The organism is Ignavibacteriota bacterium (assembly GCA_016218045.1).
GTDB lineage: Bacteria > Bacteroidota > Ignavibacteria > SZUA-365 > SZUA-365 > JACRFB01.
In genome coordinates, this window is sequence record JACRFB010000001.1 from 30,965 (window position 1) to 43,482 (window position 12,518).

16 protein-coding genes are annotated in these 12,518 nt (G+C 57.4%); 1 reads left to right on the plus strand and 15 read right to left on the minus strand.

All coding sequences use genetic code 11. The features are described from left to right. Positions 1-21: 21 nt before the first annotated feature. The 12 genes from HY962_00145 to HY962_00200 all read right to left on the minus strand — a co-directional run bounded on the left by HY962_00145 (position 22) and on the right by HY962_00200 (position 10,328). Positions 22-1,314, minus strand: a complete 1,293-nt coding sequence (locus HY962_00145; GenBank protein ID MBI5645313.1) for an ABC transporter ATP-binding protein — start codon at positions 1,312-1,314, stop codon at positions 22-24. 43 nt (positions 1,315-1,357) lie between these two features. Continuing rightward, a complete protein-coding gene (locus tag HY962_00150) occupies positions 1,358-2,206 on the minus strand; it encodes an ABC transporter permease (GenBank protein MBI5645314.1) in 849 nt (282 codons plus the stop codon). Further along, the gene (locus HY962_00155; GenBank protein ID MBI5645315.1) at positions 2,203-3,180 is read right to left on the minus strand and encodes a glycosyltransferase; all 978 of its coding nucleotides are present in this window, start codon (positions 3,178-3,180) and stop codon (positions 2,203-2,205) included. Before HY962_00155 ends, HY962_00150 begins: the two co-directional genes overlap by 4 nt. Next, positions 3,177-4,307, minus strand: a complete 1,131-nt coding sequence (locus HY962_00160; protein MBI5645316.1) for an NAD-dependent epimerase/dehydratase family protein — start codon at positions 4,305-4,307, stop codon at positions 3,177-3,179. Before HY962_00160 ends, HY962_00155 begins: the two co-directional genes overlap by 4 nt. Further along, a complete protein-coding gene (locus tag HY962_00165) occupies positions 4,304-5,254 on the minus strand; it encodes an SDR family oxidoreductase (protein MBI5645317.1) in 951 nt (316 codons plus the stop codon). Before HY962_00165 ends, HY962_00160 begins: the two co-directional genes overlap by 4 nt. Before the next feature lie 2 nt (positions 5,255-5,256). Further along, a complete protein-coding gene (locus tag HY962_00170) occupies positions 5,257-6,072 on the minus strand; it encodes a hypothetical protein (GenBank protein ID MBI5645318.1) in 816 nt (271 codons plus the stop codon). Beyond that, the gene (locus HY962_00175; GenBank protein MBI5645319.1) at positions 6,069-7,667 is read right to left on the minus strand and encodes a hypothetical protein; all 1,599 of its coding nucleotides are present in this window, start codon (positions 7,665-7,667) and stop codon (positions 6,069-6,071) included. Before HY962_00175 ends, HY962_00170 begins: the two co-directional genes overlap by 4 nt. A gap of 17 nt (positions 7,668-7,684) precedes the next feature. After that, a complete protein-coding gene (locus HY962_00180; protein MBI5645320.1) occupies positions 7,685-8,374 on the minus strand; it encodes a nucleotidyl transferase AbiEii/AbiGii toxin family protein in 690 nt (229 codons plus the stop codon). Then, positions 8,355-8,624 carry a hypothetical protein gene (locus HY962_00185; protein MBI5645321.1) on the minus strand — a complete coding sequence of 90 codons (270 nt, stop codon included), beginning with the start codon at positions 8,622-8,624 and terminating at the stop codon, positions 8,355-8,357. Before HY962_00185 ends, HY962_00180 begins: the two co-directional genes overlap by 20 nt. Before the next feature lie 269 nt (positions 8,625-8,893). Continuing rightward, the gene (gene rfbC, locus HY962_00190; GenBank protein ID MBI5645322.1) at positions 8,894-9,451 is read right to left on the minus strand and encodes a dTDP-4-dehydrorhamnose 3,5-epimerase; all 558 of its coding nucleotides are present in this window, start codon (positions 9,449-9,451) and stop codon (positions 8,894-8,896) included. A gap of 63 nt (positions 9,452-9,514) precedes the next feature. Then, entirely contained in the window at positions 9,515-9,928 is a 414-nt protein-coding gene (locus tag HY962_00195) for a DUF86 domain-containing protein (protein ID MBI5645323.1), read from the minus strand. Further along, a complete protein-coding gene (locus HY962_00200) occupies positions 9,921-10,328 on the minus strand; it encodes a nucleotidyltransferase domain-containing protein (GenBank protein ID MBI5645324.1) in 408 nt (135 codons plus the stop codon). The genes HY962_00195 and HY962_00200 overlap by 8 nt, the downstream gene beginning before the upstream one ends. Before the next feature lie 178 nt (positions 10,329-10,506). On the opposite strand from HY962_00200, the gene HY962_00205 reads away from it, so the two are divergent. Then, positions 10,507-10,902: a four helix bundle protein gene (locus HY962_00205; GenBank protein ID MBI5645325.1), complete on the plus strand. Its 396-nt coding sequence runs from the start codon at positions 10,507-10,509 to the stop codon at positions 10,900-10,902. Between the two features lie 53 nt (positions 10,903-10,955). On the opposite strand, the gene HY962_00210 is transcribed toward HY962_00205, so the two are convergent. The 3 genes from HY962_00210 to HY962_00220 all read right to left on the minus strand — a co-directional run bounded on the left by HY962_00210 (position 10,956) and on the right by HY962_00220 (position 12,487). Continuing rightward, positions 10,956-11,591 carry an N-acetyltransferase gene (locus HY962_00210; protein MBI5645326.1) on the minus strand — a complete coding sequence of 212 codons (636 nt, stop codon included), beginning with the start codon at positions 11,589-11,591 and terminating at the stop codon, positions 10,956-10,958. Positions 11,592-11,694: 103 nt separating this feature from the next. Continuing rightward, positions 11,695-12,258: a hypothetical protein gene (locus tag HY962_00215; GenBank protein ID MBI5645327.1), complete on the minus strand. Its 564-nt coding sequence runs from the start codon at positions 12,256-12,258 to the stop codon at positions 11,695-11,697. Beyond that, the gene (locus HY962_00220) at positions 12,245-12,487 is read right to left on the minus strand and encodes a hypothetical protein (protein MBI5645328.1); all 243 of its coding nucleotides are present in this window, start codon (positions 12,485-12,487) and stop codon (positions 12,245-12,247) included. Before HY962_00220 ends, HY962_00215 begins: the two co-directional genes overlap by 14 nt. Positions 12,488-12,518: the final 31 nt, after the last annotated feature.

Genomic DNA, 12,518 nt, shown 5'->3' on the forward strand with positions numbered 1-12,518 from the left:
TGCGGGATTAAGTGTGATACGTTACGTGAGATTCGCCGACGATTGTTCGGCCCAGGAGAGAAGGATGCTGTGAAATCCGCGTCGCGCATTCCCCCGTTTGGATGTGCTGTCCGTCACGGTGAATTGCAGCACGGTGCCGGGCGAGTGTATATCGGCGGCGGTCACACCCAGGGGGCTCGCAAAGTTCAGGTACACGACATACGTCCCGTGCCCGAGCACACGCGGCGGGATTGACACGCTGATGCGATGCCGCCCTGGCGGCAGGCTGTCGAAGGGATTGGGCAGCCGGTCGAGACTGTCGGACTCGAGAACTGTGGTGCCGTCCACCGTGGAAAGTGTGAGGTAGCCGTATAAGCCGGGTACGGGCTCGCGTGAAATGCAGTCGAGACTGAGTGTGATCCCGTCCTCTGCCTCGAACCAATCCGTCTCCGCGCCGTGCGCGTTTATCAGCGCGGCGCCCTGCACCTCGAACTGCCGCTCCTCGGATGCGGCAAACACCGCTGTCGCTCCGCCGGCCGCAGTCGATTGCTGCGACAGGTAGCGTTCCACAATCTCTTCCGAGGGCCCTGATTGCACAATCGTCCCGCCCTGCAACCACACCGCCTTCGGACAGATCTGTCTGATCGCATGCATATTGTGACTCACGAACAGCACAGTACGGCCACTTCCCGCCACATCACCCATTTTGCCGAGGCACTTCTTCTGGAACGCGGCATCACCCACGGCGAGCACCTCGTCCACCACCAGAATTTCCGGATCGAGATGCGCGGCGACCGCAAACGCGAGACGGACGTACATACCGGAAGAGTATCGTTTCACGGGTGTGTCGATGAAGCGTTCGATGTCGGAGAATGAGACGATCTCATCGAATTTCCTGGCGATTTCCCGTTTCGTCATGCCGAGTATGGCACCATTGAGGTACACATTCTCCCGCCCCGTCAGCTCGGGATGAAAACCGGTGCCGACTTCCAGCAGACTCGCCACACGCCCGCGGATCCGGATTTCCCCGAGTGTCGGAGCCGTCACGCGTGAGAGGATTTTTAACAGCGTGGATTTCCCCGCGCCGTTCTTGCCGATGATACCGAGCACTTCGCCGTCATACACGTCGAGTGAGACATCACGAAGCGCCCATATCCTGTCGTCGGAGGATCCGGACCGCGCTTGAAATTCCTTCCCGATTTTTGCGTTCGGATCCGGACGGCCGCGCAAACGGGCCCACCAGCTCTGTATATCATGCGAGAGCGTCTTCCGGCCGAGTACACCCAGCCGGTACTCCTTTCCGAGTCCCTGAATGCGTATGACCACCGTGCTCACAACTGCACCCGGTGTTGACGATGAATCGGCATGCCGTGATATATCATACGGTATCCATGAAGGTGCGCTCGACTCGAGTAAACAGCAGCACTCCCGTGACAAGAATGATCAGAATGATGCCGCCGCTCATGAGCAGGTGATCCGCGCGAAATACTCCCACACCGAGAAAGGCATACCGCATGCTCTCGATGATCGGCGTCATCGGATTTGCGAGGAAAAAGGGCAGCCACTTATCCGGCACGCTCGACAGCGGATAGACGACGGGTGTCCCGTACATGAGCAGTTGTGCTCCGAAACTGATCAGGAAGCGGAGATCCCTGTATTTCGTCGTCAAGGAGGCGACAATGATACCCAGCCCGAGCCCTAGCGCGGCCATCATCAGGAGATAGACGGGCATCATCAAAACATACACATTGGGCTCGATCCGACTTCCCGTCGCGCCGTAATACAACAGGAATGCGAGGAAGAAAACAAATTGGAGAAGAAACGCTATGAGGTTGGTGATTACGATGGAGAGCGGCACGACGAGCCGCGGGAAATACACTTTGCCGAAGATCGGGGCGTTGACGATGAAGGTGTTCGATGTTTTGACCAGGCATTCCTGGAAGTACGACCATGTGACGGTCCCGGCCATGTAGAATAATATCGGCGGCAGTCCATCGGTGGAAATCCGGGCGATGCTTCCGAACACAAGTGTGAACATCACCGTCGTGAACAACGGCTGGAAAAAAAACCACAGGGGGCCAAGAATCGTCTGTTTGTACAGCGCCACAAAATCGCGTCGCACGAAGAGAGCGAGAAGATCGCGGTAGCGCCAGACTTCGCGGAGATCGAGATCGAGGATCCCCTTTCGCGGCCTGATGAGTGTCGTCCATTCCGTTTGTGTTTTCATGCGGCATCTCCCGCAGGAAACACCCGTGCATGAACCCGCCGTTTCACCAAGGAGGGAAATGCGCGCACAAGCTCCCAGCGCACGCGGGCTGCGTGGGGTCCGAATGCACGGACGAGCGTGGAGAGCTGTGCGGCGGTGAGAAGCGTCTTATTCCTCACTCCGTTGCTCATCCATGTGCGCACAAATCGGCGAATGGCCGCGTCTCGCGCGCCGTTTTCGACGGCGGGCCACGAAGAGATGGTCCCGATTACCATTGCGGCCTCGCGCAGATGGAGTCCTGATCTGCTGCTTGCATCACGTACGGTTGCGCCATGTGTGCGAAAGTGGTTGAGCGGGTCCGCGACAAAGGCCACGTGCGCCTCCGCGGCGATGCGTGCATACAACATCCAATCGGCGCAGAGCCGGAGCGTTGTATCGAAACCGCCATGCCGGAGAAACGCCGAGCGGCGCAACAGCACGGCACTCGCATTTGGTATCACATTCTTCTGCAGGAAGTACGCAAGCAATCCGGATCCGCGCATCGAGAAATCGCCCGACCAGAGAGTAGGATTGAGATCATCCGTCCACGACTTCCAGGATCGTGTTTCATCGCCGTTCTCGTTGATACCGGTGGATTGACACCACACGAGATCCACTCCGTCGGATGATGTTGATGCTGCGAGCAGCCGGGCGATCATGGTCGGATCGCAGTTGTCGTCCGCGCCCGCGAACAGCAGCCACTCGCCTGTTGCGAGGGCGGCGCCGTCGTTCCATCTCCGATACGGCGATCCGCTGTTCTCGTCGAAGTACACGGCGCGCACGCGTGTATCGCCGGTGTAGCGCTGTATTATTTGGCGGCTGTCATCCGTCGAGGCATCATCCAGAATAATGACTTCATCCACCGGGGTGGTCTGTTGGAGAATGCTTTCGATACGCCCGGCGAGATACCGTGCGTAGTTGTAATTGGGAATGATGACGCTTACACGCTCGATCACTGATCCTCCGAAGCGCGTAGGACACCGCTCCTTTCCATCTCTTCGAAGGATTCGCGCAGTGTTTCGGTTGCAAGCGCCTCCTGCTCCGAAAACCACGCCCAATACCGCCGCAGTCCTTCCTCAAGGGACGTCCGTGGACCTCCCTGCAGCCAGGCATCACATCGCGTGGTATCCGCGATTGCGTGACGTATGTCGCCCACACGATAGCGGCCCGAAACGCGAACTCGAGGTGTGCGTCCCGCCGCTGCGCCGAGCCGATCCACCAGCGTGCGCAGTGACACGGCGTCACGGCTCCCGATGTTCATGATCGAGTACGGCGGTCTGTCCCCGACCGCAGCCCGCACAAAGGCGTCCGCGACATCGTCGACATAGACAAAATCACGCATCACCTCGCCATCCTCGAACAGCTCAATTTCGAGATCTCGAAAGAGCAGGGAACAGAAGATGCCGATGATGCCGGTGTACGGATTCCGTAGTTCCTGTCCGGGCCCGTACGCGTTTTGTATGCGCAGGATGGTGTGATGCACGCCGCTTCGTGCTGCACTATCCACGATCAACTGCTCCTGCCACCATTTGGTCAGGCCATACACCGAGGTCGGATTGCATGGGAAATCCTCCTGCATGGCGACGGGGTCGCCCGGGGATCCATCAGCGGCGATTGCGTTCCATTGCCCGCTCGACAGGCGATCGAGGGTGCGTTGGGCGGGAAGCAGCCGGCCGTCATGCACACGAAGCATCCCTTCGCCGTACACGGCGCGGCTCGAGGCGAGCACGATGCGCGACAGATGCGGCGCATGCAGCGCAAGGGCGTCCAGCAGACAGGCGGTGCCGTCCACGTTGTGTCCGACATAACGGGAGCGTTCGTACATCGACTGGCCTGTGCCGGTCTGCGCCGCAAGGTGGATGACCACATCGACATCGTGCAGTGTGTCCGCATATGCCGTCGTATCGCGGATATCGGCGCGAATGCAGCGCGCTCTGTCGGAGAGCCACGCAGGGAATGTCGTTCTTCCGGCATGCGCCTGCGCTTCGAGTACATCGATACAGGTGACCGGAACCGATTCGGGTAGCGACGCAATGATGGCGCGTCCTATAAAACCGGCGCCGCCGGTGACGAGAATACTCATCCGCGTTGTACCGGCAATTGCTTCTGGTAATAATCCACGGTGGCGCGCAGGCCGTCGTTCCAGGTCATCGACGGTTCGTAGCCGATCGCCTCGCGCGCCCGCGCGATGGCGGCAAAGGAATGCAGGACATCGCCGAGTCGAGGCGCCGCGTATTGCTGTGTGATGGATGTTCCAACGATGCCGTTGATATCCGACACGAGGCGGTTGAGCGATATCCGTTCATGGCAGGCGATGTTCATCACCGCGCCCCCCACATCGTCCGAGGCGGTCGCCGCGAGGATGTTTGCGGATACGACATTTTTTACAAACGTAAAATCGCGCGTCTGCTCGCCGTCGCCATAAATGACCGGAGCGCGGCCCGCGAGCATGCCGGTGATAAACTTCGGGATCACTGCCGAGTACTGCGAGTTCGGATCCTGTCGCGGCCCGAACACGTTGAAGTATCGCAGGGCGACGGTTTCCAATCCGTACAGTTGATGAAACACCTGCATGTATTTTTCACCCGTGAGTTTCGACACCGCGTATGGCGAGAGCGGGTTCGGGTTCATGCCTTCATGTTTCGGCAACTCGGCGCTGTTTCCGTATATCGATGACGAGGAGGCAAAGACGATGCGCTGCACGCCGAGGTCGCGTGCCGCGTTGAGCACGTTGAGCGTTCCATTGGTATTCACTTCATGTGTCGTGATAGGATCGGCGATCGAGCGCGGGACGGAGGGGAGCGCCGCCTGATGGAGAATCACGTCCACGCCGCGCACGGCCTCGTGTACGATGTGATACGAACGAATGTCGCCTTCGAGGAGTTCGATGGCCTCGCGCACATCGGCGAGATTTTCCCGCTTGCCCGTCGAGAAATTGTCGAGCACGCGTACGTGTTCGCCGCGAGCGAGGATTTCATGGACGAGGTTCGAGCCGATAAATCCGGCGCCGCCCGTGATGAGATATTTCATCGTCAGGATTCCTGTCTGTGTGTGTGGCGGAGTATGTCCGCCGGGATGGTCAATTCCCGCTCGTTGAGCAGTGCAATGGCGGCGCGCATCTGTTCCTCCGCGCCAAGGTCGGCCTTCTGGTGGTTGCGATTGATATCACGAAGCCAGGGCCGCTCCTGAAACAGCGTGTCGAGCGCTTCCAGTGACGGGGGCCCGTCGGCGAAAAACCCGAACACTATATTCAACAGTGCATAATCGCTCGGGTAATCAAGTGTCAGCCTGACATCCGCGAGAGTGCGTGGAACGGCGACCTCCACCATTCGGACATCGAATAATTCCGGGTGGCGATAGAAGTACGGTGTTACGTGTTCGCGTTCATAAGGGTCCTTGGCGTCAGCATGTGCGCGCTTCAGCGCGGCGGCGGTAAATGCCTCCGCATGCAGACCGAGAGGTATGCCGGTCAGGCGCGCATAGTCCCCGCCACTCTCGCGCAATTCCGTCACCAGACGGTCGAGCATCCACGGGAAGATACACGGGTTATCGCCCGTCAAACGGACAACAATATCAAATGTGTGGCGTGTGTTTGCGGCCGCATATCTATCGAGCACATCGGCTGCATCGCCGCGGAACACGAGAGGACCGAATTTCTCCTCCAGAACATCATCCTCCCGGCCTGTCGTCGTGGCGATAACGCTTTGCGCGATGCTGGTGCATGCACCAGCGCGTGCAATAATATGTTCAACCGAGCACCGCCCCCTCGGGGAAGGCAGCGGCTGCAGAACCTTTCGTGCGAACCTCTGTGATCCGCACCGTGCCTGTATTATTGCGCCTGCTCTCATGAGAACGTGGATGGGGAAAGTGGATTCACGCCGATGTTGCCCTTTGCTGCCGCGGGAGTGCCACTACCCGTCGCGACCGCCGGTGTGCGTTCGACTGTGTGTACCGCGGCCAGCAGAAAGCTGATCGATGCCACCGCCATGATGTCCGGATACTCCGCATAGGGTCGAAAGGCGAGCGACACTCCCACCAGAGAGAGCGAGGTTATTGCCGCCGCGACAACCGCGCTACGCGCGGGGCCGTCCGTCTGTTCCTGCACGCGACGAAACAGAACGTAGACGGCACCAAGAAGCAGCGCCGAACCCAACACGCCCCATTCCATGGCAAATCCGAGAAGGCCGGAAATGGGCCGGTGCAGGGTTGTATATCTGTTCTCCCCAAAACTCTGCCTGAGCGCCTCGTCGTACCGGGGCGAGGTGAACGGCGGCATGACGGGAAATTCGTTGTCTTCCCTGTACGGCAACGACAGCCGTTTGGCCGCAGCATGGCTGGCGTATGCGGCCGGGCCCTCGCCCAGAAGCAGCCGGACAGGATCATTCACCGCCTGGCGCAGTGCATTTGTATATAATGCGCGTTTCGGCAGGGATCGAAGATACGCATCCCAGTTGTATACAATCAGGACCAGCACGACCGCCGCGATAAAGGGAAGCAGGGCAAGTGCGGCCGCCCGCATCCGACCGGCGCGCGTCCCGCGCAGGCCGTCCAAACCCATCAGACATCCGGCAAGTGCCAGGCCCGGCAGCGCATGTGCGTTTTCCCCCATGGCAGCGGCATACGCAAGAAGCGCCGCGGCTCCCGCATGCATCCACGCGCGCGCCCTCACCGCATACACGCTCCAACCAGCGGCTGCAATGAACAGAATCATCGCGGCATAGTGCGCACCTCGAAGACTGGCCGAGTTATAGTCCGGATCAGTCCACTCCATCAGGATGGGAATATGCAGACTTGAGGCGGCGGCTTTCGAGAGCATATACAGGGGTACGCCGTATTGATCGAAGGCACCGACTGCAGCGGGATAGAGGAGCACGACACTCCCCAGGGCCAGGAGCACAAGTCCGCAGTTTCGAATGGTCAGCGTGTATTCGTCGCCGGTCCATGTGAGATACGACAGACTGTACACTGCCAGCGGCACCGCGAACATTGACGCTGCGAGCGCCAGGAACGACCACCTGTCAGTGGAATCTCCAAGGCGCAGCAGCCACACCACGCACATGTACAGTCCGATGGCAAGTACATAGCCCGCGCCCTTCTCCACAAATGCCCGGTGCACGAAGCTCCGAATATCGTGCCGTTCTGCATACAATGTGCTTATCAGCATCACAACGCCGGAGACAAAGGCGGACAGAATCGCCACGCGGTGATGCGGGCCCAGACAGGCGATGAGAAAACAGGGCACGAGTACCGACGGTCGGCGGCTCAAAAAGCCGGCGAGCAGCGCGACACCAGCCCAGATCAAACCCATGGTGAAATCGAAACCCGTCCCGATGTTCATCCATGGTGTGGGCCGAAGCAGCGTGATGGAGGCGATGTAGAGAAAGGCGGCGGTAAATACGACTGCGGAGCGAGGGAACTCACGAGAGGCCGAGAAGGCCGCCATTACACGGATGCGCCCCATTATCCGAGATCTTGAAATCCGTACAAACTCGTGAGCATGCGGGCGTACCATTCTAGCAGTTCATCATACACAAATGGTTCCTTCGTCGCCGGCCAAAGGATAGTCGCCTGTTGTACCGCTCCCAGGTTCGACTCTATCGCATATGCGGCTGTTGCGGGATCGTCGAAGATTGCATCCTTGCGCACGGCATCTGCATATACGGCGGCGAGATCGAAGGTTGCTGCATCCCGTCCGAGGAAGAACAGATCGACGAAGTCCTTCGGTTCAGCGCGGGAAGCCATCGCCGTGAGTTTGTTCGAACAAATATTGCGAAGCGTATCGATGCGGATCTCCCGACCTCGATCCATCACGGCGGTGGGGCGCGCCTCGTCAAGAGAGAGAGGATCGCGAACGATGTCGACCTTGGTCTCATCGATTCGATACGTGAGAATGTACTCGCTGCCTCGAAGACGGACTGCCCGCATTCCGAAGTGCAGGCGGAGTTCGTAATCGACCTCATGCAACGCCTCAAGATCGCGCGAGAATAGATCAATGTCGTTCGAAAGGCGGTGGTGGAGGTAAAACACTGAAAGCGCGGTTCCGCCAGTGAGAAAGAAGTGCGACCGTATCGACTGCAATGCGAGCAGTTCCACAAGAACGGCTCTTTGCTCCGGTGTTTCGTAACAGGTTTTATCCTCTCGCAGATCCATATACCTCCAATAACCGCTCCCATTTTTTCCTGTCGGCGGAACGCGCGGGCAGATCCGGCACCACTTCACGGATTTCGTCCAGCGTGAACCATACAAATGTCTCCTTGACACGTGCATACTGCAGGAAACGAAGCAGTATCCAACGCCGCAAAGACGCGTCTCCACTGAGCAGCACTTGGCGCAGTTTCTCGGCATCGCGAAACTGCGGCTGATCCCAGAATAGCGGTATGAGGTAGTTTGTATCGCTCATAATATACACAGGAGGAACGGAGGAATCGGAGACTTTCACCTTCGGAACTTCGGAGGGCAGGCCCGTTCCCCGTTCACTGTTCCGTCGCCCCTCGACAAGCTCGGGGTGACACGGGTGTTGTCTCGTGTGTCAGGCTGAGCTTGTCGAAGCCGACACACGACAGATTCAGTATGACGGCGGGTCGTCGCCCCTCGACAAGCTCGGGGTGACACAGTATTTACATCACGCACGATTTCTCGCGTTCCCCGTTAACCGTTCCCCGTTCCACGTTAACCGTCCCACACCGGCAGTGTCGTAATATCCGCGAGACGCAGTCCTGATGTATCCTTGCGCGACAGCAGGGGATCGCCGTCGAGCGGCCATTGTATACCGATATCAGGATCATTCCAAAGCACCGAACCGTCGGTCTCGGCGTGATAATACTCCGTGCACTTGTACGCAAAATCGGCCACATCCGACACGACGTAAAATCCGTGCGCAAATCCTGGGGGAATCCAGAGCTGCCGCGTATTTTCCTCGGAAAGTATACAACCGTACCATGCGCCGAAATACGGCGAGCCGCGACGGATGTCGACCGCCACGTCATACACTTCGCCGCGTGTGACTCGAACGAGTTTTCCCTGCGCATACGGATGCTGATAGTGCAATCCACGCAGCGTGCCCTTCACCGAACGCGACGCGTTGTCCTGCACGAATCGTACGGCACGCCCGACCGCCGCTGCGAACACATCATCGCGCCACGTCTCCATGAAGAAGCCGCGAGCGTCGCCGTGTTTTGTCGGCTCGATGAGGAGGACGTCCGGGAGTGTTGTTTGTGTGATTGTCACGGGAAGTTGGACACAGCTTGTGTCACGCCGAGCTTGTCGAGACGCGACGGGACGATTAGACGATTAGCAATAGCGTGTGAGCATGGAGTCGGAAAACGTCCGTAGATCGTCGAGATGATCGCGTAGTATTGCTTCGAGCAGGGTGATATCGATCTCGTCATTTTCGTGAACGGCGAGGTTTCGAAATCCGACCATGCGTTTCAGTTCTATTGCGTGACGGTTCTCGATTATCCCTCTCGTGGCAAGGACGACGAAACCATCACCGGAAGACGCCGGCACACCCAGCCGTTCTTCCGCCAGCACGTGCGCCATCATATCAACGCATGCCTGAATAGCCCGTTGGAGATTCAGGACAACGATATCTGCAGTATCAATGTTCGAGACGGCCGTCGGAACGCCCCCGGTGACTGTATCGATCCGCACGAGACAGCGCGCGACAATTCCCGCCTTTGCTGCTATGACAACTGCATCAACCATGGGCACGCGCCTTCGTTGCAGCGACGATTGCATTCATGATGATCTCAAAATCCTGATACTTCCCCTGCTCGGCGAGTCTGTACAGAGCTGTGCGCGTGGGAGAACGCGAGAATAGGCACAGACCACGACTGAGAATCTGCTGGGTTATCAGTTCTCCGGCGGTGTTCAGAACGACCAGGTCTACGTCTCCGCCCAGACGGTCAGTTAACGATGTCATGAGGTCCAACCGTTCATAGGATGATGGTATCGAATCCCGCGAGAACAAAATGGCGACGTCGATGTCGCTGTGTTCATTCGCCGATCCCTTCGCCCAAGAACCGAACAGCCATATTGCATCGACCTCGGGATGCGTGTGCACCCATTGTTGGAGGGACAATGATATTGCCTTGAGATCGGGCATTAGACGATTAGACGGTTAGACGATTAGACGGTTAGACGATTAGACGATTAGACGGTTAGACGATTAGACGATTAGACGGTTAGACGATTAGAGTGTGTAGGACGGCGTCTAACTCGTTTATTCCTAATGTGTTGTAATCCTGCGGGAACATATTGCGACATTGCGGCGTACAACTGCCATGGGACGAACATGGAAACGTATAGAGATTGTCAACGATTTGGAGGTGTACCAAAAGGCAATGGACGCGTCGATGGATATTTTTGAGTTAACGAAGTTGTTTCCGAAGGACGAAAAATATTCAATGACCGATCAAATTCGGCGATCAAGCCGATCGGTATGTGCGAATCTCGCGGAGGCATGGTCAAAACGGATGTACATCGCCGCCCTCAAACAGCGGTTGGTCGATGCCGTGGCGGAAGCTGCTGAGACACAAACCTGGCTGGAATATTCTTTCAAGTGTAACTACATGTCTGGCGATGTATCCCGCGGACTGTACACTCGCTACCGAGAAATAATCCGCCTCCTCGCCTCGATGCACTCTCATCCGGAAAAGTGGATACTTCCAAAAAAATAGCTCTCCAAAAACCCCAACCGTCTAACCGTCTAATCGTCTAACCGTCTAACCGTCTAATCGTCCAGTCGTTTACCCACCGTCAGAGCCACCGGCAGAGGCGATTCCTCATCAAGATCCAGACAGCGGAGCACGCCGGGCTCCACCTCCTGATAGCGCAGCGCGCTTTCAGGGCAGGTATAGATTCCCGTCGCATCGGGTGACACGAGGCGATGCCCGTGTCTGCTCATCCACGCGACACGTCGCGCAGGGACGCCGATCATCAGCGCGTAGTCTGGCACATCCTTCGACACCACCGCGCCGGCCGCAATAAATGCATAGCGACCGACGGTGGTCCCGCACACGATGGTTGCGTTTGCGCCGATTGAGCACCCGCGGCGCAACAGCGTCCGTTCATAGAGACTGTGCCTGTTGATCTGCGAACGTGGGTTGGTCACGTTGGTCAGCACACATGACGGACCGAGAAACACATCGTCCTCGATCTCCGTGCCGGTGTACACCGACACATTGTTCTGTATCTTGACATTATTCCCGATACGTACATCGTTGGCGATGTGTACGTTTTGCCCGAGTATACAATTGGTACCCAACCGGGCATTTTTCATGACGTGTGAAAAGTGCCAGATTTTTGTTCCATCGCCGATCTCGCAGGGCTCGTCGACGTAGGCGGATTCGTGTTTGTAGTACGACATGGCGTAGGATCAGGAACGTGAAGCCGGTGGTTGCGACGCGGAATCAGGGAGCGGCGCCGAGGCGCGCCATCTCCGACACAACAACTTTGCAGTAACGCAGCAATTAATTCGTGTGCGAAACCAGCGCCCACAGATCGTCGAGCTGGCGCACGGCTATTTCCCTCTGAAGCACATTAAAATCAAGCTCTGCTTCCGAGACAGAGCGCATAGCACGAATGTCGCGAAGGTGCTTATCCGATCCACCCTCGCGATAATACTCCAGTTTGCGAATGATGATATACTCCGGTGGAGCAAAGACCAACGGCATATCGTCGTATAGAATCGTGCGCGTATGTGCGAATGCCCACAGACGAAGCGAGTCCGTCCCGACAGGATAGATGTCAGCTTTGAAGCCGCTACTTTGGTCAATGATGTTGAAGTGTCCACGTATTGCTCTTCGTACTTCCACTTCGACGATCTCACCCGGAGGGCAATAATACCTCGATGCCGGAAACGCATCCACAAGTCGCGGAATATCATTTACCGACAATTCCATCACCACATCGATATCATTCGTCACACGAGGCTCACCATACATCATAGCGCCGACCGAGCCTGTTATCATATACGAGAGCCCCAGCGAATGAATTATTCTCACGATATCAAAGTACGATTCAATCTCCTGCATACAGGAAGGCCTTCTTCACCTCGTTATTCACCTCAAGATTCGTCCAGTCGGGATACATCGACCGAATTGCTGCTCGCTTTAATTGACGCATCGCCATGCAGAGGGCAATCCCTGCTCGCAGGCGTTCTTCGGGAGTCATGCGTCGATAGATTTCAATCTGCATGGGTGACGGCCCATTCGCTTCTTTCAATCCCGACTCGTCCACGCCATAACCCGTTGCTTCAGTCATCTACATATCTCCTTACCAAGTCCACCCACCA

What these genes read in the sequence shown, in the direction of transcription:
- HY962_00205 (MBI5645325.1), top strand. Translation starts at nt 10,507, where the DNA reads ATGGGACGAACATGGAAACGTATAGAGATTGTCAACGATTTGGAGGTG.
- HY962_00210 (MBI5645326.1), bottom strand. Translation starts at nt 11,591, where the DNA reads ATGTCGTACTACAAACACGAATCCGCCTACGTCGACGAGCCCTGCGAG.
- HY962_00215 (MBI5645327.1), bottom strand. Translation starts at nt 12,258, where the DNA reads ATGCAGGAGATTGAATCGTACTTTGATATCGTGAGAATAATTCATTCG.
- HY962_00185 (MBI5645321.1), bottom strand. Translation starts at nt 8,624, where the DNA reads ATGAGCGATACAAACTACCTCATACCGCTATTCTGGGATCAGCCGCAG.
- HY962_00180 (MBI5645320.1), bottom strand. Translation starts at nt 8,374, where the DNA reads ATGGATCTGCGAGAGGATAAAACCTGTTACGAAACACCGGAGCAAAGA.
- HY962_00150 (MBI5645314.1), bottom strand. Translation starts at nt 2,206, where the DNA reads ATGAAAACACAAACGGAATGGACGACACTCATCAGGCCGCGAAAGGGG.
- HY962_00170 (MBI5645318.1), bottom strand. Translation starts at nt 6,072, where the DNA reads ATGAGAGCAGGCGCAATAATACAGGCACGGTGCGGATCACAGAGGTTC.
- HY962_00195 (MBI5645323.1), bottom strand. Translation starts at nt 9,928, where the DNA reads ATGGTTGATGCAGTTGTCATAGCAGCAAAGGCGGGAATTGTCGCGCGC.
- HY962_00175 (MBI5645319.1), bottom strand. Translation starts at nt 7,667, where the DNA reads ATGGCGGCCTTCTCGGCCTCTCGTGAGTTCCCTCGCTCCGCAGTCGTA.
- HY962_00220 (MBI5645328.1), bottom strand. Translation starts at nt 12,487, where the DNA reads ATGACTGAAGCAACGGGTTATGGCGTGGACGAGTCGGGATTGAAAGAA.
- HY962_00200 (MBI5645324.1), bottom strand. Translation starts at nt 10,328, where the DNA reads ATGCCCGATCTCAAGGCAATATCATTGTCCCTCCAACAATGGGTGCAC.
- HY962_00160 (MBI5645316.1), bottom strand. Translation starts at nt 4,307, where the DNA reads ATGAGTATTCTCGTCACCGGCGGCGCCGGTTTTATAGGACGCGCCATC.
- HY962_00165 (MBI5645317.1), bottom strand. Translation starts at nt 5,254, where the DNA reads ATGAAATATCTCATCACGGGCGGCGCCGGATTTATCGGCTCGAACCTC.